The sequence below is a fragment of the Vreelandella nigrificans genome, assembly GCF_002374315.1.
Taxonomy (GTDB): domain Bacteria; phylum Pseudomonadota; class Gammaproteobacteria; order Pseudomonadales; family Halomonadaceae; genus Vreelandella; species Vreelandella nigrificans.
Genome location: NZ_NWUX01000001.1, coordinates 479,224 through 503,121, shown reverse-complemented (window position 1 = coordinate 503,121; position 23,898 = coordinate 479,224). Strand labels below are relative to the sequence as shown.

Below are 23,898 nucleotides of genomic sequence, written 5' to 3'. Positions count from 1 at the left end.
TCAGCCATCGAAAAACATCCCGATATCCCTTTCTCGAAGTGAGGCTCAAAATGAAAGCGCAGATACTCAAAGCATTTGGCGGCCCGGAATCGTTTGAACTTAGCGAGGTACCCAAGCCAGTGCCGCAGGCGGGACAAGTGCTGGTGCGGGTCCACGCAACCTCCATCAACCCGCTGGATTACCAAGTGCGACGTGGCGACTATCCCGACCTAGTGCCACTGCCGGCTATTACCGGGCATGACGTATCTGGCGTTGTCGAAGCGGTGGGGCCGGGTGTGACGAGTTTCGTGCCAGGCGACGAAGTCTGGTACACCCCGCAGATTTTCGATGGCCCCGGAAGTTATGCCGAGTACCACGTTGCAGCAGAGAGCATCATCGGGAAGAAGCCACCCTCGCTGAGTCATCTTGAGGCGGCCAGCCTGACCCTGGTTGGTGGGACGGTGTGGGAAGCATTAGTCGTGCGCGCGGCGCTCAGAGTGGGAGAAAGCATCCTGGTGCATGGCGGCGCGGGTGGCGTCGGCCATGTGGCGATCCAGGTAGCAAAAGCCATGGGTGCGAGAGTGTTCGCCACCGTGCGTGAAGCAAATTTTGAGTTCGCCCGAAGCCTAGGTGCCGATGTGGTCATCGACTACAGGAAAGAGGATTACGTTGATGCCATCCTGCGGGAAACCGGTGGCCACGGTGTCGATGTAGTGTTCGACACCATTGGCGGCGACACACTATCGCGCAGCCCCGACGCGCTCGCTCAGCTTGGCCGCGTGGTCTCGATTGTGGACATTGCCCAACCGCAAAACCTTGTGGAGGCCTGGGGTAAGAACGCCAGTTATCACTTCGTTTTCACCCGACAAAACCGCGGCAAGCTTGATGAGCTGAGCGCATTGATAGCCCGCGGTCAGTTGCAGCCACACGTAGGCGCGGTTTACTCACTTGCCGATATTCCAGACGCCCATGCCCTACTGGAGACTCCCAACAACGGCCTCCGAGGAAAAATCGCCATTGCCGTCGAGCCATCGCTCGTCTCGTAAGTGCGAATGTTTAACCGTTGAACTCAACTTGAGGGAATATCCCATGGTTTATGAAATCGCTCTGCTGCCCGTTCACAAAGAACACGTTGAACAGTTCAGGCGTGCCTTTGACGAGGTCGCTCCCTTGCTCACCCGCGCCAAGGGTTACGGCGGCCACATGCTCGCGCAAGGGATTGAAACGCCCGAGTTATTCAACCTGATCGTGCGATGGGCGTCGCTTGAGGATCACACGCCGGGCTTCGAAGAGAGTGAAGATCATCAGGTGTTCATGATGGGCTTAGAAGCGTATTTTGCGGAGGAACCGAAGGTCTACCATATCGAGGGGCAGTTTAGTGAAAGCTGCCCCTAACATTATCCATGTTCCGGCTCGCTGAAACTTTTTAAAACTTTCATTATGAACTCTTTAGGGCATTTTCCTTTATGTAACTTTATCTTAAATAACGTCTATCGGGAGCTCTCAAATGACTGACTTCTCTAACCATCGTGGTTATTCTACGATGTTCAAAGAAGAAAAAATGACCCTTGGGCTTTTCTTCGCTATTGAATCTTATTCGGGCTCAGTCCCCGAGATGAACATCGAACAACAGATCAACACGGATGGCTTTTCTGCTCTCTTCTTTACCTTAAATATGGGAAACGACCTGCACATGAGGTGATGAGCGGGACGCCATTGCTAGGATTTAACCCAACTGCACCCTGGTAATGCCCGTTACTTTTCAATCAGTTGCTCCAGGCTGGAGAGCACAAGCGAATTCTTGGGTGCTTCGCGAAAGAAAAAGGGTGGCCTGCTAGGCCGCCCCTTTTACCATCTACGTCACCACATTTTCATAGGTCAGTTTTTAAAAACCCTCCAATACAATTTTACCTACAGCCTTTCCAGCTTCCAGCTCGGCATGGGCTGCACGCAGATGTTCGGCATTAATTAACCCGAGATTTTCCCAGCAGTGGTGCGAATAAGGCCCTGATCTACCAGGGTTGCGACCTTTTCCAGCAGGTCGTGCCGAGGGGCAACACCGCTTGAACTGCTGTTTGATCTGGTTTCGGTCATTGCAGTCGCCTCCGCTGCGGTAGGTCTCCATCATGCCATTTTAGATTTCCGTATGACTGAGGGAGCGCTGAAGTTCTCAGCGTCTTTTTTTGCCATTTGGTGGGCGTGGATGAACTTCACTTGGTACGCCTCTGCTTACGACAACAATTCATGCCCAAGGTGGTTCGACTCGTGGCAGGCTGGTTGTTCCGCTAGGACATCAGTATGCAGCTTCCGCCATGTTTGCGGTGACAGTCCTGTTTCACGTCTGAACACGCGGCAAAAGTGGGACTGGTCACAAAATCCGTGACTAAGCGCAATATCGCTCAAGGAGAGTGTTGAACAGACCATATTTTGCTGCGTTGCCTCCAAACGCTTGGCAGTCACATACGTTAGCGGAGTCATTTCGGTCGTCTGTTTGAACGCATGCGAAAAATGACTAACGCTCAAACCCAACAATGAAGCAAGTTCGGTGGTTCGTATGCAGTGGTCGAGATGATCATTGATGAATTCGTCAATACGCGATATCTGCCAGCGTGCCAACCCTCCCCTATGTCTATGGGGCGAAGGCTCATGCTGACTGTCGTCTGCCAGCAAAGCGATCGCTTCATTAAGATAAGTCGAAGCAATGTCGGGATCGTGGTGAAGGGCTCTCTCCGTCTCTATCAGCAACGTCAGCAGTTGCTTAGTACGCTTTAAGTGGTCAGCACCACTGAAGGCGGTGTTGTCCAGTAAGTAACCTGTGCTAACACTTCCGTTCATAGCTCTCGCTCCTTGGCAGGGATCAGAACTTGGTGGCGTACCCAGCTCGCCACCATGGGATACCCAGGATGGCAGTGTGGCCAAGCCCGACCCAGCCCTAAACAGGAGAGCAATTACCAACACTAAAGTGGGGGACAGAACTATTTATTGCGGAAGCTCGATGATTCCTCGCTGGATACCAATAGTCACCGCATGCGTGCGATTATTGGCTCCGAGTTTGTCCATGATATTGCGTAGATGCCCTTTTACTGTATCTTCACCTATCGCCAGAGCGACAGCGGCCTCCTTGTTCGAAAAACCGCGAGCGACACATTGCAGTACCTCAAGCTCCCTGCCGGTCAGACCTTCCTGATCAATATGGGCCGCCAGCTCTGCCGCGATCTCCGGTGGGAAACGCCGTTTACCGGCTGCCAGAGCGCGTATCGTGTCAATGAGTTCACGGCGCAGCATACTTTTTAAGAGATAGCCGCGCGCGCCCGCCTTGATCGCTTGCAACGCTCTTACATCGCCTCGGTAGGTGGTGAGTACCGCGATACATGCCTGGGGAAACTCCGACATGATGGCGCTAATGGCACCAATGCCATTGAGCTCAGGCATCTGAACATCCATTAGCGTCACGTCCGGTTGCGTTGCCCGGTACACGCGGATTGCCTCCAGCCCGTTGGAAGCTTCACCCACCAGGCTTATGTCTTCATAATTGCCCACTACTGCCGCAATACCCTCGCGTATCAGAGCATGATCATCGACTACCAATACGGAGATGGGCTTCTGATGATCGACCATAAGTTTAACCTGCCTTAATTGAACGGTTGTATTTGTCGTCAATTGCTTTTTCATAGGCAATGGCGCCAGGCAGTGACAACCTGATACGCGTACCGCTTTGGTCGCTGCTAACGATCATCAACGTGGCCTCAATTCTGTCGGCAAGTTCATATATGCCCCTCAAACCGCCGTGCCCAGGTCTCCCGCGCATTCGTTGGTAGCGTGGATCCATGCCAACCCCGTCATCAGCAACAAGCATCTCGAATCTATCCTTAGCGTAGGTCAAGCTAACGGAAATCTGCGTGGCCTCTGCATGACGCAATGCATTGAAAACCGCTTCTCTTCCCACCTGATAGAAAACATCGCGAACCTCATTGCCCAGCGGCAATGGCTGACCCACGTTGCTAACGCGGTAGGCTACAGAAACCGAAGCGTCGGCCTCCTGTTGTAACAGTTGGAATGCAACCGCCAGATCTTCCGCCGGAGATATTTCACCGCGCAACCCCGTAATTCGGTCCCGACCTTCGGCCATCACTTGATCAGCCCGGTCCAGCGCGCGCTCCATCGCATGACGAGCACGGGACTCTTCAGGCAGACTGTCGGCCACCGCCTGGAAGCTAAGCATCATGCCCTGCACGCTTTGCAGTAAGGTGTCATGCAGCTCGCGTGCGATGCGCTCACGCTCATGAAAGCGCTCTTCCAAGCGTGTTCGAAGGGCTGCTTTTTCCCGTTGCGTATAAACACGGGATATCCAGAATACGAGCGCCAGCAGCGCTCCTGAAACGAGCATTAAAAACCATGGACGCAGATAGAAAACCTGAGGGACGTTGAAAATCAAAGCTTCTTTAGGATGATGAAACTGCCCGGTCTCATCAAGCACGCGAACATGGAATTCGTAATTATCTGCTCGCAGGCGTGAGAAAACAGCTTGCCTGGAACGCCCTGCATCGACCCATTCCGAATCATGACCATTAAGACGGTACTGAAAACGCATGGTCTCTGGTGCGGTGAGGTTTAACGCAGAATAGTTAATAACCAGCCTCTGCGGTGGTGCTGATAAACGAATAGGGGTGGCAGAAATGTCAATATCGACACCATCGGCTGTAAGCGCCTGGATGGTAATGACGGGTGGATGTGTCATATCACTTGGTTTATGGGGATCAACACGGATAACGCCATGGCCGGTGGCAAACCATAGCAAGCCTCCAGGCGTAGAGACGCCAGTAGGCAGTGGCAATACTTTGTGGGGATCCATGGGTAGTCGGCCAATGTGATCGTGAGAGCTGTACAACAGTGTGTCACCGCCCGCTATTACGCGATCGATCTCCGCGGCAGGTAGCTTAAAGATGCCACCGCGACTATGCACCCAGATGTCCATCCCGGATTCTCCCGCGCTCTTCTCTGCCGGCACGGCGACTAAGGCGTAGATATTCTGAAATGATCCGGCGGCCGGCAGATCTAGACGATGAAAACGTCCATCCTTGAGATATGCCAGACCATGCTGACCACCTACCCAGGTGCGTTCGGGCAGATGCAGCATGGCGGTGACATGGCCAATGTCCAGCCCTTCCTGGTAGCTCCAGCGCTCGAACTTATGCTCGGCAAAGGACACCAGAAGGTTATCCCGGTAGCCGAACCACAGTTTACCTGATGGGTCTCGGGAGGCGCTCACAGGCATCACCTGACGCTCCGAATCACTAAATGGGCCAATAGGTTGCCATTGCTGATCAGCCCAGACGAATAGCCCTGCTCTGTTGACGGAGACCCATATATCGCCATTTTTTCCTACCACCATCGTCCTGACGGCAGATTCCGGGGTAGATTCGATAGGTAATGCTGCGACGTGCACAAGTTCATCGCCCGAAAGTGAGAAAACGCCCTGATGCCCGCCAATCAATAAGCCGTGTTGCTCACTGTTAACCAATGCGTTGATCGGCATATCTAATTCATAGGTGGAATAGTTGGCACTCCCGAAGCTCGTTAATTGGCCATTGTCGGAGCCGACCCAGAGTGAACCTTCACCATCTACTGCCAGTGCAGTACTGCCCACGCCTGTAGATAGAGCGAGGGGGGCCAGGTCTTTACGCTTGAGTCGATCCAGGCCTGCATCCGTACCTACCCACAAATTACCATCACGGTCGATGAGCTGTGACAATACAAAATTAGAGCTCAGTCCGTCACGAGCGGTATACGAGCTGATGACATCTCTACCCTCGGTAGGCTCATGTATCTTTCCGGTGGCAAGGTAGAGCAAACCGGCTCCAAGCGTACCCAGCCAGGCGTCCCCCTGCTCATCCAGAACGATACTGTTCGCACTTGATATCGGTATTTCTTCAAACTCGACGCCAGCAAAGCCTGTTTTTGTCACATGCAGTAACCGGTTCCTGGAGCGATCAGTTATCCATACGTCGCCTGAGGGGGATGATGCTATTTCGCTGATTGATGGACTCCTGATACCCGTTCCTATGAACGAAGAGGCACCCGGAGGGAGCATATAAAGCGCCTCTTCGCTTGCTGCCCAGATATATCCACCTGCATCCACGTGTACCGCTCGGGCATGGCGGCCCGTAAAGCCCATCTCCTGGCCAATCTGGCGCCAAGCTGTGCCATCATGGTTCGCGAGCCCCTCATCCGCCGCGACCCAGACTTGTCCCTGCTGATCCTCGGCAATGCTGTAGACCACGCCGTCCGGAAGGCCTGGCTCCACCGGTTGCATCACACCATTTGCGTTGATCAAACGGGCTCCACCGATACGAAAACCCACCCACAGCCCTTCCGCTGTGCCGGCAAGCGCGGAGACCACCCCCATCGGCTCACCGTCAGCAGGCTCAAATTTCTCGAACTCGAAACCATCGAAGCGATACAAGGAATCATGGGTACCCAGCCAAAGGTACCCATCAACGGTTTGCGCAAGCGCGCCCACTGCAGTGGGCTCCCGGTCGCTGGCAGTCCAGCGACGGTGATCCATTTCGTTCGAGATACGCGCCACTGCACTTGAGCACGCAAGACAGCCAAGCACGAGGCTCAGCAGTAAAATTACGTATGTTCGCAAGGAATACACCTACAGTGTCTTTTAAGTACTAAGGCCATTGCGAGCTTTCAAAACCAGCCCAATTGCTGCTGGAGCCATTCAATAATTCGATCGGCGACACACTCCCAGCCTGGCTGCACAATAAGCAGATGACCGTGCCCAGGAAACGCGATGTAGTCTGTCGGCGCCAAGGATCGTCTCTGATAGAAATAGTTGGCTAAAACCACAGAACTGGCAACCATTCGATCATCACCGGCCGAAATCAGTAATAGCGGCCCTCGCTCCTGAGTGAAGAGTAGCCTGCCACCTACGCCCAGTGCTGCTGTTATCATCAGTGTTTGCGGGACTCTGCCAACCAACTGCTCATACAGCGGCGCTGCTGACGGGCGCGATCCCGGATACGCCACCCGGCAGAAAAACTGCGCAGGTGTCATGCGCAAAAAGCGCATGCCTTGTCGTCGCTCAACGCGTGCCGTAAGTATCTGCAGTATCGAGTGAAAGCCAGGAGAGACCCGCTGCGGCGGTCGCGAAGCGATGGCGACACCAGCCAACCCCAGGCCACGATCAAGCAACAGCTGAACAATCAGCCCGCCCATCGCATGACCAATTAGAATAGGTGGCGTCGAAAAACCTGCAATCTGAATCGCGTAGAAATCTACAAGGCATTTAAGGGGTGAAAACCTAGCATCTTTGCCATGCAGAACTTGATGCCAACCCTGCTCACCCGAGACTGGCAGCGACAGGATACTGCAGGCGTAGCCACAGGCCTTGAAGTGGCGCTCGAACTTTTCCCATACCGTTGGGTTTAGCCAGTCGCCTTGAATAAAGCAGATATGAGACATCAGTGCACTGTCGCAAAATACCGTCGCTGACTCTTGGATAACTGCCTAAGAGTGGGACAAGAGTGTGATGAGCGACGCCCGACTAAATGCTCGAGCGTCGCGGACGTTTCAGCTACGAATAAAACCCAGCACATCTGTGTTGAACTGGTCAGCGTCAATCTGCGCCAGCCCATGCGAACCACCGGGGTAGACTTTCAGGATGCCGTCATTGACGATCTCAGCAGCCAATTCAGCAGAGGCCGCGAGCGGGACAATCTGATCATCATCGCCGTGGATAAACAATACGGGCTTGTCGATGGCTTTTAGGTCAGCGGTATAGTCGACTTCGGAGAACTCGTGAATGCAGTCATAGTGCGCCTTGATCCCCCCCTGCATGCCCTGTAGCCAAAACGACTCCTGAAGCCCTTCATTAACATCAGCCCCTTCACGGTTGAATCCGTAAAACGGCACGGTCAGGTCGCGGAAAAACTGAGAGCGGTTCGACGCAGTGCCCGCACGAATACCGTCAAACGCCTCCATTGGCGTGCCATGAGGATTGCTATCGGTTTTCAGCATTAGAGGTGGCACTGCGCCCACCAATACGGCTTTAGCCACTCGCGAAGAACCATGGCGGCCAATATAGTGCGCTACTTCGCCACCACCGGTGGAATGGCCAATCATGATGATATTGCGAAGATCCAGATATTCGAACAACTCGGCAAGATCGTCCGCATAACGATCCATATTGTTGCCATCCCAGGTCTGCTCCGAGCGCCCATGGCCGCGCCGGTCATGGGCTATAACCCGATAACCCTGCTGGCCAAAAAACAGCATCTGGTTATCCCAGGCGTCGGAGGAAAGCGGCCAACCGTGGGAGAAAAAGACTGGCTGGCCCGAGCCCCAATCTTTGTAGAAGAGTGAGACGTTATCGCTGGTAGTGAACATAGTCATGGATACTGCTCCTGTTGGTGAGTACCACTAAGACGTTAAAGCGCTAATAACGAAGGCTATAGAACAAAGATGTCGCGTTTGGATGAATAGCGGTTTGAAGAACTAGTCTGGAGCGGCCCTAGCCGCCTATGCGGTTTCCGGTTGAGCGTGATGAGCTCCCTCGGCGGGATCGAACATAGAGATGCCACCGAGAGCTACCGGCATTTCATCCTGTAATACATCCCAATGTTCCACCAGCTTGCCCTCTTCAACCCGAAAGATATCAACCACCACCTGAGGGGTATCTGCCCAGCCGCGGATACGGCCGTGGATGGCGACAAGGTCACCTTCAGCAATGATCAGGCCGGGCTCGTAGTAGACAGATGGCGAAAGACCTGCCACCAGCGCCTGCAGCGCATCGCGACCTTGAGGAATATTGGGATTGTGCTGAATGTAATCTGCTGCATAGAGGCGCTCCACCGCAGACGCATCATGACGTTGGAAAAGTGATGTCATCGCGTCAAGCACCAAAGCCTTGTTACGATGAGGGCGCTCGTCAGAAGTACGATCCGCGGGACGTGTAACCGTAAATGCCCCGGTCATCCTCAGAAACTCACCGCCAGGTAAGGTTGCGTAGGAGTGAATCAGACCTTTGTCATAGTCCTGAACATTCATGACCGTCGCACCATCAAGCCCCTGCCAGCTTACCGCGAAGAGACTGTTGCCAAGTGGCACGACCTGTATATCGACGGTTTCGATCCGGGCAAATGGCCCGTCCTTGATCTCGAATTTCAATTGCGTCACTGACAGTAGCGTCAGATTGACCTGTAGCTCTGGATAGGAAACATGCATTTCCAAGCCAACAGGAAAACTATCTATGGACATTTTACGCCCCTTATTTAAAGCCTAGCCGGGCTGGCTTGCGATCATCACCAATGGCATGACGGCTTGTTGCAAGAAGGATGACAAGACTCTTACAGTCACTAACTTTCTCGTGACGTGTCGCTGAAAAATCTCGTCATCCCCGCTCGGATTAGCCCGCGCTGTCAGGCACCGGCGTATTGAGCAACTGCTGCTCCCACATGTACGCAATACTGCTGCCACCGCCATGCTGTCTCATGACCTCGAGTATCTCGACAAGATGCTCGGCCCGTGCCCAGTCTCGCTGCCATTCGGACGCCAATGCCATCCAGGTCATCATGTTCACACCGGCCGCAATCATGCGCTGTATGCCGACTTCGTGGGCCTCCACCGACGTACCGCCAGACGCATCCGTGATGACAGTGACGTCCCAGCCCTCGCCAGCAGCCTGGATCGCCGGCATGGCAACACATATTTCGGTCCACAGGCCTGCGATGATCAGCTGCTTGCGGCCCGTCGCCTTGACCGCGTCCACTGTTGGCTTATCCTCCCAAGTGTTGATGAACGTGCGGTCGATGATCTCCTGGCCAGGGAATACATCAGTGATCTGAGGAAAGATGTTGCCGCCCTGGGCAGCGACCACACTCGTCAGAATCGTAGGAACATTGAAGGCTTTTGCAGTTTTCGCAAGCGCCGCCGAATTGTTAATTACCATCGTTGGTTCGTGACTATTAAGATTCGCGAGCTGGTAAGGCTGGTGGTCAATCATCACCAATACTGAATCTTCGGGACGAAGAAGAGACGCAAGGCCATTACGAAAAGTCATGGAAATATCCTCTGTCAGTGGTCAATTTTTTTGCGAGCTTGGTTTCCCGTTAGCAATGCGCCAGTGGCGACATTGCCCGGACTTAGATACTGCTGCACTTATACTCGGCGCAGTAGCCCTCTTTGAAGCTAAGCTGTGTCGCAGAATGGGGAACAATGAAGGGGATATCGAAGAAGGAATACTTGCGTAGCAAGTGCGGATGCATGGGGCGGGCGCCTGCTAGACGCCACAACACCCGCACGTAAGGTAAGATAAGAATGCTTACCAAACTAAAGCTGCGACGACTTCCTCAATACGCGATTTTGCGGTTTCAATGGCAAGTTCGCGCGCTTCAGGTCCAGAGCCGATTTTCTCGGCATGAATAAAGGTGACGTCAGTGATCCCGATAAAGCCCAGCAGCGTCTTCAAATAGGGCTCCTGGAAATCCATCGCCTGCGTGGGCCCCTCCGAATAGAGCCCGCCCCGCGATTCGATCACGATCACGCTTATATCTGAAGAAAGTAACCCCTGCACACCGCCTGCGCCGTATGCAAACGTCACCCGCGGGCGCAGCACGTGATCGAACCAGTTGCGCAAGGACGACGGAATGCTGAAATTATACATCGGAGCACCCATTACAACGACGTCCGCCGCTTTCAGCTCAGCGATCAGCTCGTTCGAAAGGGTCTCCGCGGCCAATTCGGCTTGCGTCTCGGCAACGGCCCGGATGCCCGCAACAGTGGTGGATGTGAGATGGGGTATGGGCGTTTCGTTAAGGTCGCGATAAGTAACCTCAGCGTTGGGATTTATCTCCAGCATGCGCTGCACGACGTCCCCTACCAAAAATCGTGAAACCGATGCCTCACCTGAAACGCTGCTGTTAATAACAAGAATATTATTCATGGTCGTAAATCCTGTGCTAGATAGGCGCCCAGAAAGAGCACCACATTTTTGTGGCGAAAGCCCATGACAGGGTCTCTATGAAACATCCCCTGCTGCCATTGAGCTTAAGTTTGATCTCCGCAAGGCATGCCCAAAAAGCAGACACTCATTTGCAGCAGTATTGTCCTATTCGGGCTTTCAGCCTGGTAGTACCATTTTGCAGAAACCATTGTTGCTATTCGTGGAACGCTAAAATGGACATTGAAGAATTACAGACATTCGTAGAGGTTGCTCACGCTGGAGGCATTTCATCTGCCGCCCTTCGACTCGGTATAGCCAAGTCGATTGTCAGTCGCCGCCTCGCACGGCTCGAAGCGGAACTGGGCGTTCAACTTCTTTCGCGAACCACCCGCGGGGCAGCGCTTACCGAAGCAGGTACTACCTTTAAAGACTATGCAGCCAAAATCTGCGTAGAAACCGACGTGGCTAGAGAAGCGATTCTACCCAACGGTGCACTCCGCGGGCGCCTGAGAATCGCAGCCCCACTATCGTTTGGGCCAACGCATTTCGCTCCTGTCCTGGCTGAAATGGCACGACGACACCCTCAACTACACATACACGCCTGCTACAGTGATAGCCGTGTTGATCTGATCACCGATGGTTATGACTGTGCGATACGGCTTGGTTTTCTAGAAGATTCGACCCTGAAAGCACGTCGCGTCGGTCCGATTTTTGGCAACCTCGTTGCAAGTCCATGCTATATCAAGACACATGGAGCGCCGGAGACCCCAGATGAGATCCTGGCCCATGAGGCTCTTATGCAGGGCACAGAAGCCTGGCAATTCATGGACGGAGACAAAATCATTGCGGTGCACCCGCAAGGGCGATTCAAGGCCGACAGCGCCACAGCCCTCGCCGCCGCCGCTGTGGCTGGGCTTGGCGTAGCTTGGCTGCCCGATTTCATTACCCAGGAACATATGGCAACTGGTGCGCTTGTTCCCATTATGACGCGCTATCCTCCCCCTCCGGCCGGTGCCTATGTTATCCGCCCCCCAGGCCAGCACCCTGCACGGAAGGTCCGGATCCTTACCGAGATGCTGATCGAGTACTTTGAACAGTCTCCGTATTTATGGAGTGGCGCGGCATTGCGCTCAGTTTCCAAGAGCACCAAGGCTTGTTGAAATGCGCATAACGTGTCGAAAGGGATCTCCGCTTATCAGGCAGAAATCATGACCGGTAGCGTTCGTCGTGTCAGGGAAGCTGGAAGTTCTTGATCTGCCGGCGGGAGGTGATGTTCAGCTTCTGGAAGATGCTGCGTAAGTGGGCCTCTATCGTACGAGGGCTCAGGAACAACTGGGCGCCGATTTCCCGGTTGGTCGCTCCCGTAGCGACCAACCGTGCTATGTGTAGCTCCTGGGCGGTGAGTGCGTCGGTCGGCCGAGCGGTACGTTTGCGTGGGTGCTCGCCGGTGGCCCGCAGCTCGCGGGCGGCACGTTCGGCGAAGGCCTCCGCCCCCATGTCCGAAAGCAACTGATGGGCGTTTCGAAGCTGCTCACGGGCATTCTGGCGGCGTCCTTCGCGGCGCAGCCACTCGCCGTAGACGAGGTGGGCACGAGCGAGGTGGGTAACCATCCGGCAGCTGCCGAGCCGCTCGATCGACTCCCGGTAGTGAGCTTCGGCGCACGGCCCGGTGCTGATCAGCGCCCGCGAGCGCGCCGCCATCCCGAGTGCCCATTGCGTGCCGCTGGCAAGGGCTCGAGAGTTGAGCTGTTCCAGCGCCAGAGCCGCGCGCTCTGGGTGACCGCCACGGACGCAAGCCTCGATGAGTTCGGGCAGGCCCGCGCTGCTAAGCGACAGCTCATGGGACTCGCACGCCCGTGCCGCAGCCTCCTGAGCGGCCGAGTAGTTGCCCAACCCGTTGTGGAGCACCGACATCGCGTACTGAGCCAGGGAGTCGTCCGTGCCTCCTTCAGGGTAGGTGACGTCTTGAGCGGTGATGGCGTTGAGCGCCGTGGTTTCGGCATGGTCGCCACGCCAAGCACTCAGGATGATGTGAGCGTGCCGTAGCTGTACGCCGCCGGTGGCCTGAGTGATCGCCGTCGCCTCAGTGGCGAGCTCGCTGGCTCGGGCAAGTTCACCCATCAGAACCGATGTGATGGACAGGAAGCTTAGCGCGGCGGGAAGCGTCGTCAGCGCACCGGCCTCACGAGCCAGCTGGGCGTTGCGGCTGGCCAATATGTAGACGAGCTCGTCATCGAAGATAGCCACAGCGTTGCGGCCAGCCAGCCATAGCCAGGAGTCGCTCTGGCGGGCTTGCCCGGGATCCGTGTTTGAGCTGTCGCGAAACGCTTCCAGGGCGCGTCGCAGCCCGGGTGCTCCAGCCGCATATCCCCTCGTCAAGGTCGTCGCGAGGGCATCTAGGAGCAGGTCCGCAGGTCGCGCAAGTACCGCAGATGGGGGAGCGGCCAATGCCGCTTCAGCGATGTGCACCGCATCGGCACCGCCGTTGATGACGGCCGCATCCAGCGCGTGCAGGTAGGTCTCGCGGGACAGCGCGGAGTCCAGTGGGGCGAGCATTCTGGCCGCGTCCAGCAGCATCCTCGGCACGTCGCTGTCTCGTTTCAGGTGGAACGCTATTTGGGCGCGCAGCAGCTCGAGGCGAGCTTGTTGCAATGCATCCAGAGGCCCTGCCTCCGCGGCCGCCAGCAGCTCCAACGCGGCTTCGGGCGCACCGGCCTCGTGCTTGGCGTACGCGGCGTTGAGCGCGCGTGTCGCACGGCGGGCAGGTTCAGGCGTGAGCACTGCCGCTTGCTCCATGAATGCGGCCGCCGCGGCCAGCCCGCCGCGGTCGAGTGCACGTCCGGCCGTGTGCTCAAGCTCCGCCGAGGCTTCCTCGTCGGTGCCCACCACCGACTGCGCCCGGTGCCAAGCACGCCGGTCGGGATTGATCTGGGGGTCGGTGACGGCGGCCAGCACCCTATGTGCTCGGCGCTGGTCGGGCAGAGTCGCGGCCGTGTAGACCGCCGAGCGTACCAGCGGATGACGAAACCGAACCCGGGTATCGATCTCCACCAACCCGACGGTCTCCGCGGGTGCCACCGCCTCGCGAACAATCCCCAGGTGCGCGGCCGCCTGCCAGAGCAACGCCACGTCACCGGTCGGGTCGGCTGCGGCCACCAGAAGCAACAACTGCGTGTCGGCAGGCAGAGTGTTCAAGCGCTGCTGGAAGCTGTCCTGGATACGGCGCGGCACGCTCAGCACGTTGGGCAACTCGAACCCGCCGGCCAATTGCGCCGGAAGTGCGCTCTTCGGCAGCTCCAGCAGCGCCAAGGGGTTGCCGCGGGCCTCGGCAACAATCCGGTCGCGCACCCTTTCATCTAGCGGTGTGCCGAACGCAGCGGCCAGCAGCGCCCGCGCATCCGTCTGCCCTAGCCCGTCCAGCCGGAGTTCGGGCAATCCGACGAAGGGGCGGACATCACGATCGGTCGGGTCGCGTAGCGCGAACACCAACGCGATCCGGTCGGCCTCCAATCGCCGCGCAACGAACGCAAGAACCTGCGCGGACGCCTGATCCAGCCATTGTGCATCCTCGACAAGGCACAACAGCGCCCCCTCCTCGGCGACTTCGGCCAACAGGTTGAGGGTCGCTAACCCGACCAGAAACCGGTCTGGTGCAGCACCGCCTTGCATGCCGAACGCCACGCCCAGGGCGGTCTGCTGCGGGTCGGGCAGCGCGCCTGCCCGGTCCAGCAGCGGCGCGCACAACTGATGCAGACCCGCGAACGCAAACTGTGTCTCGGACTCCACTCCGGCTGCGTACTCCACCCGGAACCCTAATGTAGTGGCGGTGTCGCGGGCATACTCAAGCAGCGTAGTTTTCCCGACGCCTGCTTCCCCGCGAACCACGAGCACACCGCTCTGCCCGGTCTTTGCCCGGGCCAGCGCCTGCTCAATCGTCGCACGCTCTGCGCGCCGTCCCAGAAGAGACCATCGTGGCGTTCCAGCGCGAGGCCGCATCGAGTCCACCGTTTCAACTGACGTATTTGTGTACCCGATAATAACCGATACGAACCTGACCAACTAGACGTAAGGGATTTTCACCGACGCGAACCTTCCGCCACTTACCCGATCCTGATTCACGATCAGCTATTTCGCAGTGGTTGAGATCAAAAAGGGAAATCACATGCAAACCCACTCCCCACCCGACGTCGCAGTGTTGTTGAACGACGCTAAAGCTGCACTGCTATCCGATCGCGCATTTGCGAGAGCCTGTGTCGCGCGGGCGCTGGATCTCTTGCACGAAGACCTTGCTCCCGTATCCGGTTCGTCCACCTGCCCCCACGGTGGGCTGGCCGACTGGCAGGTCCGCCGTACCGTCGCGTACATCGAGACGCATCTGGAATCGACGATCCGAGTGAAGGATCTCGCTGCGCTCTCTCAACTCAGCACGAGCCATTTCTCGCGTGCATTCAAACTAAGCTGCGGCCAGGCACCGATGGCTTACGTCACACGCCTGCGAGTGGAGTTGGCGCAGCGGCTGCTGCTAACGACGGAGGACTCGGTGTGCCAGATTTCGCTGGTCTGCGGGATGTGCGATCAGGCGCATTTGACTCGCGTGTTCCGACGCGTCGTCGGCGACACCCCGATGGCTTGGCGCCGACGACATACCGTTGAGCCTCCGCCAGGGCCAACAAGGCATGATAACTATGCATAGAGGTAACAGTAGCGTCCTATTTATCTTCTCAATCGGGGAGTAGCGTTTGGCAAGAACGTTTGGCGCTAGATGCCGCCCCAAAGGCGAACCTTAGGGGCGGCGAATCACCAGGTTGCGGATTTCGGTCATGTCCTCCATCGCGAAACGCACACCTTCGCGGCCCAGCCCAGAATCCTTGACCCCGCCATAGGGCATATTGTCGACGCGATAGCTGGGCACATCGTTGATCACCACCCCACCAACATCGAGGTGATCCCAAGCATCGAACATCTTGAACAAGTCGCGGGTAAAGACGCCCGCCTGCAGCCCGAATTTAGAAGCGTTGACCTCGGCGACAGCAGCATTGAAATCAGTAAAGCGTGACAGCACCGCCACCGGGCCGAACGCCTCTTCTGTGACGATCTTGGTATCGGCAGGCACAGCTTCGAGCAAGGTGGCGGCGAGCATCGCACCCTCGCGGTTGCCGCCGCAGAGTAGCGTCCCACCAGCAGAGACGGCCTCCTTGACCCAGGTTTCGAGCCGCGTCGCTTCCTTGATATCAATCATCGGGCCGATAAACGTGTCGCGTTTTTTGGGATCACCCGCCACCAGTGTTTTTGTCTTGGCGACCAGCATGTCGCGGAAGCGGTCGTAAACATCGGCATGGATGATGATGCGCTGCACCCCGATACAGCTCTGCCCCGACTGGTAGAAAGCGCCGAAAATGACACGCTCCAGCGCATCGTCGAGATCGGCATCCGCATCAATGATCACCGCGGCATTGCCGCCAAGCTCGAGTACTACCTTCTTCTTGCCGCAGCGCGCCTTGAGGTCCCAACCAACATCGGGCGATCCAGTGAACGAGAGTAGCTTGAGTCGGTCGTCGGTGGTGAACAGGTCAGCACCGTCGCGGCTGGCGGGTAGAATTGAGAATGCACCTTTGGGCAGGTCGGTCTCGGCTAGCACTTCACCGATAATAATTGCGCCCAAGGGGGTACGGCTCGCTGGTTTCATCACGAACGGACAGCCCACCGCAAGCGCCGGGGCGATCTTGTGCGCGGCCAGATTGAGTGGAAAATTGAACGGCGAGATGAACGAACTGGGCCCGATGGGCACTCGTTTCCAGATGCCCTGATAGCCCTTGGCGCGCGCCGAGATGTCAAGCGGCTGAACCTCTCCCGTCATCCGCACCGACTCCTCGGCGGCGATACGGAAGGTATCGATCAGCCGGCCGACCTCCCCCTCGCTGTCCTTAATCGGCTTGCCCGCCTCAACGCACAGTGCGTACGCAAGCTCGTCGAACCGTTCCGTGAAGCGGGTGACGCAATGGGTGAGCACCGCCTGGCGCTCGTAGCTTGCCATCCGTGCCATTGGTTCTGCTGCCTCGACTGCGCCGGCGATCGCCGCATCGATCGTCGCGGCATCGGCCTGGGCAACGTGAAACGCGACCGCGCCGGTGAACTTGTCGGTCACAGCAAGATTAGTGTTCGGCTGCTGCGCCACGTTGTTGAGATAGAGCGGATAGATGGACTTGAGCTTGGTCATTCGAAACTCCCGGGGCGCATCCCACTTTCCAGCGAATCTGAGGATAAGGATTGCAATTCTTTCGACAGCATCTTTATGTCGATGTTGAGGATCTGGTCATTCTCCGAATAATCGACTGGGCAGTCGATCAGATGAACGCCCGGCGTGTCGCGGGTATGTGCAAGCAGCTGCTGGAGGTGCTCAGCGCTTTCCACGCGATGCCCGAACGCGCCATAGCTTTCCGCATACTTGACGAAATCGGGGTTGCCATAAGTCAGCCCCCAGTCTTTGAAGCCCATGTTCGACTGCTTCCAGCGAATCATGCCATAGCTATTGTCGTTGAGGATCAGCACGGTGAGGTTGAGCTTTAAACGAACGGCGGTCTCCATTTCCTGGCTGTTCATCATAAAGCCGCCATCGCCGCAGATCGCCATCACCTTGCGATCGGGATAAACCATCGCCGATGCCATGGCCGAGGGCAGGCCCGCGCCCATCGTGGCGAGCGCGTTATCGAGTAGTACGGTATTGGGGCGGTAAGCCGGATAGTCGCGGGCGAACCAGATCTTGTACACCCCGTTATCGAGGCAGATGATGCTATCTTCGGGCATCGCCGCGCGGACCTGTTCGACCAGGTAAGGTGGGAAGATAGGGAAGCGTGCATCCCCCGAGATCGACGCGGTGTGCACGACCTGGCGCTTGCGCGCCTCCAGTATCGCGTCGAACGTCCAGCCGCCATTGGGAACGATGTCCTGCTTGATCTGCCAGATAGCATTGGCGATGTCGCCAACAACCTCGATCTGCGGAAAATAGACCGGATCAACCTCAGCTGTCTTGGACGAAATATGAATCACCGGTGTGCCGCCTGGCAGCATGAAGAACGGCGGTTTCTCGATCACGTCATGACCGATATTAACGATCAGGTCAGCGGCCTCGACAGCGCGGTGGACAAAGTCGCCCGATGACAGAGCCGCACAGCCGACAAACTTGGGGTGGCGTTCGTCTATCACACCCTTGCCGAGCTGAGTGGTAATGAACGGAATGCCGGTCTTCTCAATGAATTGGTTCAGCATCCGGCAGGTCATAGTGCGGTTGGCACCTGCGCCGATCACCAGGATCGGCGATTTGGCTTTTTCAAGCGCATGCACCGCAGCGCGAATCGACTTCACATCGGCATTGGGTCGCCGCGTGTAGCTGCGCTTAAGCGGCATTGATTCAGTCTGCTCGGCGGCGATATCCTCTGGAAACTCGATATGCGTCGCGCCGGGTTTCTCCTCTTCGGCGAGCCGGAACGCTTCACGCACCCGGCTGGGGATGTTGTCGGCGCTGGCGAGCTGATGGGTGAACTTGGTCAGCGGCTTCATCATGTCAACCACATCGAGGATCTGGAAGCGGCCTTGCTTCGACTTTTTGATTGGTTTTTGACCGGTGACCATCAGGATCGGCATACCGCCAAGCTGCGCATAGGCAGCGGCGGTGACTAAATTCGTCGCGCCCGGCCCTAGCGTCGCCATGCACACCCCAGCCTTGCCGGTATGCCGGCCATAGGTTGCAGCCATGAAGCCTGCCCCCTGTTCGTGCCGGGTAAGGATCAGTTGAATCTTGGTCGAGTGGCTGAGGCTGTCGAGCATATCGAGATTCTCCTCGCCGGGAACCCCAAAAATATACTCCACCTCCTCTTCCTCTAGGCACTTGATGAACAGATCGGATGCTTTGGTCATGGTGGAATTCTCCTGTAGCAGGCTACATGGGATAGGAAGGATCACGTGCCTATATCAGCACTGTTGGATCGGGTTTTGAACAGCGGTGCGGGCTCAGGTGTCTCGGTATTGCCACGGATCATCTTGCGTCCGCCCTCCAGGCCGCCGATCAGTTCCAGTTCCAATCGCTCCTTGTCGCGTTCACGTACCTCTTCGATAGCCCCCCTTGCCTGGTCTTCGTCGAAGCCCAGCTCCGTCAATACTGCCTGGCCGAATACCAGCGCGGACTCAAAGGTTTCACGGATCTGGAACCCGACTCCCGCGTTGATCAGCCGCAACGAATGGCCACGATCAAAGGAGCGTACATAAAGAGTAGTCATGGGAAATTCTGCCTGGCAAAGCTCGACAATATGGTCCGCCGCCTCCGGGTCGTCGACGCAGACCAGGATAACCTCAGCCGTTTCAGCCCCCGACGCTCGCAACACATCTAAGCGAGTGCCGTCGCCATAATGGATCTTGAATCCGAAGTTTGCCGCTGCGCGAATCATCTTGACGTCGTTCTCAATCACTGAGATTTCGACACGGCGGGCAAGCAGCGCCTGGCTGGCCACTTGAGCAAACCTGCCAAAACCGATAACCAGCACTTGTCCACGTAGACCTTCGGCTTTATCGACGCCATCAAGATCGATGGCGACAGGCGCACGCTTGCGCATTTGCGCCTGAGCTATCAGGAGGATTGGCGTAAGCGCCATAGAGAGAATCACAATCGCGCTCATAATAGCGGATGCACGCAGGTCGAATATGCCTGCTGCCATCGCGGCGGCATAAAGGACAAAGGCAAATTCACCACCTTGTGCAAACAGCACAGTCCTGCTCATGGCGGTGCTATGGGCGGAGCCTGTCAAACGTGCGATGGCATAAATTCCGAGGGCCTTCACCAGCATGAAGGTTACGACGCCCCCCAGTACCATACGCCACTCGTCAGCGACGATCTGAAGGTTCAGCGACATGCCGACACTCAGAAAGAACAGACCGAGCAAGATGCCACGAAACGGCTCGATATCCGCCTCCAGCTGATGCCGAAAGTTCGACTCAGCAAGCAGTACGCCTGCGACGAAGGCGCCCATCGCCATCGACAGACCGACGCTCTCCATGAACACCGCCGACCCCAAGACAACCAGCAATGCAGCAGCGGTGAGCACCTCTCTTGCGCCGGATCGGGCGATGATCTTGAAAAACGGGTCGAGCAGCCAGTGGCCCGCCATCAACAGGGCAGCAAAACCGGCGACGGCAATGGCGGCTGCTTGCCATACCGACTCATTGTTGGCGCCTATCGGGCTGGCTAACGAGCCCCAAAGCGCCACAAGCGCCAATAAAGGCACAATCGCCAAGTCCTCAAACAACAAAATCGAGATCGACCGCTGCCCTTCGGGCGACGAGGTGTCGCCCTGCTCTTTCAGCAGCTGCATGATGACGGCGGTTGACGACAGTACAAAGCCCATCGCTCCAACCGCAGCAACGGGAAATGAAACACCTGCCGCCATGGCTGCCAGCGTTAGCAGGGTACCGCAGGTGACCACTTGCGCCGCGCCAAGCCCAAATATCTGGCGCCGCAACGTCCATAGCTTGGACGGGCGCATCTCCAGCCCGATGATGAACAGAAACATCACCACGCCCAGTTCAGCGGTATGAAGTAGCGTTTCGGGATTGTTGATCAATCCAAAACCAAAGGGGCCTACGGCAAGTCCTGCTGCAAGATAACCAAGCACGGAACCAAGCCCCAGCCTTCTAAAAAGTGGCACCGCGATGGTGGCCGCCCCCAGTAGAACAACCGCTTGTACTAAACTAAATTCGGAAGCACCCATCATTAAACTCCCTTCTTACTCGGTATGATTAAGGGAGATAGCCCACTTTCTAGACTAATCATGGTGCTTCCCGCACTAGTGGCGCGACGTCGGTACCCAGGAGTTCGATAGAGCGCTTCATTGCCGCCGTGTCTAACGCCGCGGTACTCATCTGGAATGTGATGCGAGACACGCCGCCGAGCGACTCGTTTAACTTGAGCATTTTCGCTGCCACCGTTGTTGGGTCGCCGATCAGGAAAGCACCTTCTGGGCTTGCCATATCATCAAACTGATGGCGTGTCGGGGCTGGCCACCCACGCTCGCGCCCTATCGTCCCGGTCAGGTGCGCCCAGCCGGGAAAAAAGGAGTCTCTGGCTTCAGCATCCGTTTCACCGACAAAGCCCATCGCGTGAACGCCCACCTTTAGTTTCTCGGGAGGGTGCCCAGCTCTCAGGCCCGCTTCGCGGTAGAGATCGACGAGTGGGCGGAAACGCTCGAAACTGCCGCCGATGATAGCGACCATCAATGGAAGGCCAAGGGTGCCAGCCCGCGCGAAGGACGCCGGTGTGCCGCCGACGCCGACCCATAATGGCAAGCGCGGCTGGTGGGGGCGCGGAAAGACACCCTCTCCGCGAAGCGCTGGGCGATAACGCCCACCCCAGGTGATATTGGTCGTCTCGCCCAGCTTCAGAAACAGATCAAGCTTTTCAGCAAAGAGTTCATCATAAGCCCGTGTGTCGAGGCCAAAGAGTGGAAACGCCTCGACGAACGAGCCTCGGCCGACAACAATTTCGGCCCGCCCTTTGGAAATCAGATCGAGGGTGGCGAACTCCTGGAAGACCCGCACGGGGTCGGCGGCGCTCAGTACTGTCACCGCGCTCGTCAACCTAATCTGGCGGGTACGGGCAGCGGCAGCAGCGAGAATAATCGCGGGTGCGGAATCGAGAAATTCGGCACGATGGTGCTCGCCGATTCCGAATACGTCGAGCCCGACCCGGTCGGCGATTTCAACCTCCTCGAGGAGGTCGGCCATGCGATCGGTGGCTGAGGGAAGCTTCCCGGTCACCGGGTCAGGAAAAATGGCCGCGAAACTGTCGATACCGATTTCCATCATAAGTCCTCATGCTAGTAGGCCATGCTTGATCATCGGCAAATACCAGTGCTGTTCACCCTTTTTCGAGCGCGATGAAATGTGTGAAATGCCTCGTCACTATCACAAAGAATCGGCGCTTATTATTGGATGACGGCCCGCAATTTGGACGCGTGTGTGATGCGCGACGCTCAAAGCCCCCTTCAGGTACCGCAAAAAATCAGATACGAAGAGCGCAAGAACGCGATAGCCCTGCTGACCAACTAACACCCCCCCCCCTTGGCGTTCCTCTTTTCGCGACAAAGCTAATCACCGGACGCTACTACCGGAACGAATATGTGAACATGCATAGTAGTAACCAGAGGCAACGACACCTCTGGCGATGTCTACTGACAATCCGATGGATTATCAATGACTTCAAAGCCATTGAACAAAATCTATTCTGAAGGGCCGACTGCTTGAAACAGACCAGGCTAATGCTGTCGCTACTAATGGAGACGGAAAGAGTTATTCATCTAAACCCCGACGCAGCTGCGACGCAGTTACGTCGGGCAATCTCTTTGCTTACCGCTGACAGTGACAGCAAGCCTTCCCAGGACAGAGTCACCGGCAGGTTAGCCCGGTGGCAAATTGCTCGTGTCAACGACTTTATAGATCAGCACCTCGGCAGATGCATCCGAACAAACGAACTCGCTTCGCTATTGAGCCTGAGCACCAGTTATTTTTCGCGCTTGTTCAAACAGACAATGGGGATAACACCGCTGCTGTATGTAACTGCCAGACGAGTAGAGGCTGCCGGGCAATATATGCTCTGTTCGGAGTGCTCCCTAAGCGATATAGCACTGAGGTATGGTTTTTGCGACCAATCACACCTTTGCCGGGTATTTAAACGCGAAACAGGCTTATCGCCGCAAACCTGGCGAAAACTTTATAGCGGTGCTACCCCTCGTCGTAGAAAGGCTTCAATGCCATTGAATACCATCCAGTTGCATGACCCGATAGCAAATCATAATTAAAAATTAAGCGTTTGAAGGCCGATAACGGCACAGCCTTTATCGCAGCCTGCATAAGACGTCATGTCGTATGAGGTTTACTGGTTTAGCTCTGCATCTACCGCATCAAAAATAGGAATGGCAATGTTTACTAGGCAACGTCGCAACGCACTAGACTCACTTCTTCGTACCGTAGACTCGGTGCTCTTTCGATAGACCACTAGCGTTACCAATTAGCGAATATTAACCTTGCGAGTCATTCGATTGAGCAGCTTTACACACAGTCGCTCCTCGGCCAAGATTAGTCAGTCGAGCTATTCTCCGATCAGCGCCTATTTAGCTTGATCGCAATAAAATCACCACACTAAATAGCTGAACTTGACCTGACAGTCGTAGACTTAAAAGCCTGAACTGTCAGATCAAACCGCGATTACTACACATTAGCGACATCAGGCCTACATTTTCTTACGACAATCATTTTTAAAGCCAACAACCTGCCTAAGACATTACCATTCCAAAGGGGCTGTTCTGATCGTCATGTTCTCCAGTCGTAAAAGGTGCATGGTAGACCTTCGGTTCCTCCGCAAAATACTCTTCTACGCCCTCTGTTCGAATATTAAGCACGTTGTACTCGCGTGGGCATAGAGCTTACCGTCTGGCCCGATGAGCCTACCTTCTGCCGTCGACACTTGGCGGCCGCCGTGAACCAATTGGCCTTCCACACGAACTAGCGGTACCGCATCGGTGAGCGCACGGACGAGATTGAGCTTCAATTCCAGGGTCGTGTAGGCCTTGCCCGGAGGCAAGGTCGAATGCACGGCGCACCCCATGGCTGTATCGAGCATGGTCGCGAACCAGCCGCCATGCACCGTACCCATCGGATTATAATGGCTGAATCGGGGCTGTCCCTGGAACAGCGCGAATCCCGGCTCCACACGAAGCAGAGTGAAGTTCAGCGTATCAGCCATGGGCGGTGGCGGGATCTCTCCGGCGAGAAGCGCCTCAAATACCTGCAATCCGCTGCGCCCGGCGATCTGAGCAGGGGTCGCCACGCCGGGAACCGTCTGGATACGCTCTCGCACGGCCGCCTCTTCGGCCTGCCAGAGCGCAAGGGTTTCTTCAGCGTTACGAGTGTCAATTGACGTTGTCATG

The 23,898-nt window shown here is 56.5% G+C and carries 21 protein-coding genes and 1 pseudogene; 7 read left to right on the top strand and 15 right to left on the bottom strand.

Annotation, left to right across the window (positions count from 1 at the left end; genetic code table 11):
* Nucleotides 1-50: 50 nt before the first annotated feature.
* The 3 genes from CPA45_RS02420 to CPA45_RS02410 all read left to right on the top strand — a co-directional run bounded on the left by CPA45_RS02420 (nucleotide 51) and on the right by CPA45_RS02410 (nucleotide 1,681).
* Entirely contained in the window at nucleotides 51-1,025 is a 975-nt protein-coding gene (locus tag CPA45_RS02420; protein WP_096649975.1) for a zinc-dependent alcohol dehydrogenase family protein, read from the top strand.
* A 43-nt stretch (nucleotides 1,026-1,068) separates the two neighbouring features.
* Nucleotides 1,069-1,374 carry an antibiotic biosynthesis monooxygenase family protein gene (locus CPA45_RS02415; protein WP_096649973.1) on the top strand — a complete coding sequence of 102 codons (306 nt, stop codon included), beginning with the start codon at nucleotides 1,069-1,071 and terminating at the stop codon, nucleotides 1,372-1,374.
* A 112-nt stretch (nucleotides 1,375-1,486) separates the two neighbouring features.
* Nucleotides 1,487-1,681, top strand: coding sequence for a hypothetical protein (locus tag CPA45_RS02410; protein ID WP_096649971.1), 195 nt, complete (start codon nucleotides 1,487-1,489; stop codon nucleotides 1,679-1,681).
* A 266-nt stretch (nucleotides 1,682-1,947) separates the two neighbouring features.
* Here the strand turns inward: CPA45_RS02410 and CPA45_RS23145 are convergent, their stop codons facing one another.
* Nucleotides 1,948-2,073 (bottom strand): hypothetical protein, encoded by a 126-nt coding sequence (locus CPA45_RS23145; RefSeq protein WP_279628788.1) that lies wholly within the window; start codon nucleotides 2,071-2,073, stop codon nucleotides 1,948-1,950.
* Between CPA45_RS23145 and CPA45_RS23230 the strand changes: the two are divergent.
* A pseudogene (locus CPA45_RS23230) lies at nucleotides 2,048-2,170 on the top strand (hypothetical protein); the annotation flags it as partial. The gene CPA45_RS23145 and the pseudogene CPA45_RS23230 sit on opposite strands and share 26 nt — an antisense overlap.
* Nucleotides 2,171-2,208: 38 nt before the next feature.
* Here the strand turns inward: CPA45_RS23230 and CPA45_RS02395 are convergent.
* From CPA45_RS02395 to CPA45_RS02355, 8 genes are all read right to left on the bottom strand, one after another.
* Nucleotides 2,209-2,814: a helix-turn-helix domain-containing protein gene (locus CPA45_RS02395; protein WP_096649967.1), complete on the bottom strand. Its 606-nt coding sequence runs from the start codon at nucleotides 2,812-2,814 to the stop codon at nucleotides 2,209-2,211.
* Between the two features lie 144 nt (nucleotides 2,815-2,958).
* Nucleotides 2,959-3,597: a response regulator transcription factor gene (locus CPA45_RS02390; protein WP_096649965.1), complete on the bottom strand. Its 639-nt coding sequence runs from the start codon at nucleotides 3,595-3,597 to the stop codon at nucleotides 2,959-2,961.
* Between the two features lie 4 nt (nucleotides 3,598-3,601).
* Nucleotides 3,602-6,628 (bottom strand): sensor histidine kinase, encoded by a 3,027-nt coding sequence (locus tag CPA45_RS02385; protein ID WP_096649963.1) that lies wholly within the window; start codon nucleotides 6,626-6,628, stop codon nucleotides 3,602-3,604.
* Nucleotides 6,629-6,675: 47 nt separating this feature from the next.
* On the bottom strand, nucleotides 6,676-7,449 hold the full coding sequence (locus CPA45_RS02380) for an alpha/beta hydrolase (RefSeq protein WP_096649961.1): 774 nt from the start codon (nucleotides 7,447-7,449) through the stop codon (nucleotides 6,676-6,678).
* 108 nt (nucleotides 7,450-7,557) lie between these two features.
* Complete coding sequence (locus CPA45_RS02375; protein WP_096649959.1) at nucleotides 7,558-8,379, bottom strand: alpha/beta fold hydrolase; 822 nt, start codon at nucleotides 8,377-8,379, stop codon at nucleotides 7,558-7,560.
* Between the two features lie 126 nt (nucleotides 8,380-8,505).
* A complete protein-coding gene (locus CPA45_RS22945) occupies nucleotides 8,506-9,243 on the bottom strand; it encodes a nuclear transport factor 2 family protein (protein WP_208858448.1) in 738 nt (245 codons plus the stop codon).
* Between the two features lie 148 nt (nucleotides 9,244-9,391).
* Complete coding sequence (locus CPA45_RS02365) at nucleotides 9,392-10,045, bottom strand: hydrolase (protein ID WP_096649957.1); 654 nt, start codon at nucleotides 10,043-10,045, stop codon at nucleotides 9,392-9,394.
* 261 nt (nucleotides 10,046-10,306) lie between these two features.
* Nucleotides 10,307-10,927 (bottom strand): FMN-dependent NADH-azoreductase, encoded by a 621-nt coding sequence (locus tag CPA45_RS02355; protein ID WP_096649953.1) that lies wholly within the window; start codon nucleotides 10,925-10,927, stop codon nucleotides 10,307-10,309.
* A gap of 233 nt (nucleotides 10,928-11,160) precedes the next feature.
* Here CPA45_RS02355 and CPA45_RS02350 point away from each other — a divergent pair, with 233 nt between their 5' ends.
* Nucleotides 11,161-12,087 carry a LysR family transcriptional regulator gene (locus tag CPA45_RS02350; protein WP_096649951.1) on the top strand — a complete coding sequence of 309 codons (927 nt, stop codon included), beginning with the start codon at nucleotides 11,161-11,163 and terminating at the stop codon, nucleotides 12,085-12,087.
* A gap of 70 nt (nucleotides 12,088-12,157) precedes the next feature.
* On the opposite strand, the gene CPA45_RS02345 is transcribed toward CPA45_RS02350, so the two are convergent.
* Nucleotides 12,158-14,923, bottom strand: a complete 2,766-nt coding sequence (locus CPA45_RS02345; RefSeq protein WP_096649949.1) for an ATP-binding protein — start codon at nucleotides 14,921-14,923, stop codon at nucleotides 12,158-12,160.
* Nucleotides 14,924-15,089: 166 nt separating this feature from the next.
* Between CPA45_RS02345 and CPA45_RS02340 the strand changes: the two genes are divergently transcribed.
* Complete coding sequence (locus CPA45_RS02340) at nucleotides 15,090-15,620, top strand: helix-turn-helix domain-containing protein (protein WP_096649947.1); 531 nt, start codon at nucleotides 15,090-15,092, stop codon at nucleotides 15,618-15,620.
* Nucleotides 15,621-15,710: 90 nt separating this feature from the next.
* On the opposite strand, the gene CPA45_RS02335 is transcribed toward CPA45_RS02340, so the two are convergent.
* Genes CPA45_RS02335 through CPA45_RS02320 form a run of 4 tightly spaced genes read right to left on the bottom strand, consistent with a single transcriptional unit; the run spans nucleotide 15,711 to nucleotide 21,775 of the window.
* Nucleotides 15,711-17,144 carry an aldehyde dehydrogenase family protein gene (locus CPA45_RS02335; RefSeq protein WP_096649945.1) on the bottom strand — a complete coding sequence of 478 codons (1,434 nt, stop codon included), beginning with the start codon at nucleotides 17,142-17,144 and terminating at the stop codon, nucleotides 15,711-15,713.
* Nucleotides 17,141-18,841: an acetolactate synthase large subunit gene (locus tag CPA45_RS02330; RefSeq protein ID WP_096649943.1), complete on the bottom strand. Its 1,701-nt coding sequence runs from the start codon at nucleotides 18,839-18,841 to the stop codon at nucleotides 17,141-17,143. Before CPA45_RS02330 ends, CPA45_RS02335 begins: the two co-directional genes overlap by 4 nt.
* A 41-nt stretch (nucleotides 18,842-18,882) precedes the next feature.
* A complete protein-coding gene (locus CPA45_RS02325) occupies nucleotides 18,883-20,685 on the bottom strand; it encodes a monovalent cation:proton antiporter-2 (CPA2) family protein (protein ID WP_096649941.1) in 1,803 nt (600 codons plus the stop codon).
* Nucleotides 20,686-20,743: 58 nt separating this feature from the next.
* Nucleotides 20,744-21,775 carry an LLM class flavin-dependent oxidoreductase gene (locus tag CPA45_RS02320; RefSeq protein WP_096650211.1) on the bottom strand — a complete coding sequence of 344 codons (1,032 nt, stop codon included), beginning with the start codon at nucleotides 21,773-21,775 and terminating at the stop codon, nucleotides 20,744-20,746.
* A gap of 455 nt (nucleotides 21,776-22,230) precedes the next feature.
* Here CPA45_RS02320 and CPA45_RS23140 point away from each other — a divergent pair, with 455 nt between their 5' ends.
* Nucleotides 22,231-22,770 (top strand): AraC family transcriptional regulator, encoded by a 540-nt coding sequence (locus tag CPA45_RS23140; protein WP_096649939.1) that lies wholly within the window; start codon nucleotides 22,231-22,233, stop codon nucleotides 22,768-22,770.
* Nucleotides 22,771-23,342: 572 nt separating this feature from the next.
* Here the strand turns inward: CPA45_RS23140 and CPA45_RS02310 are convergent.
* Entirely contained in the window at nucleotides 23,343-23,897 is a 555-nt protein-coding gene (locus tag CPA45_RS02310; RefSeq protein WP_096649937.1) for a PaaI family thioesterase, read from the bottom strand.
* Nucleotide 23,898: the final 1 nt, after the last annotated feature.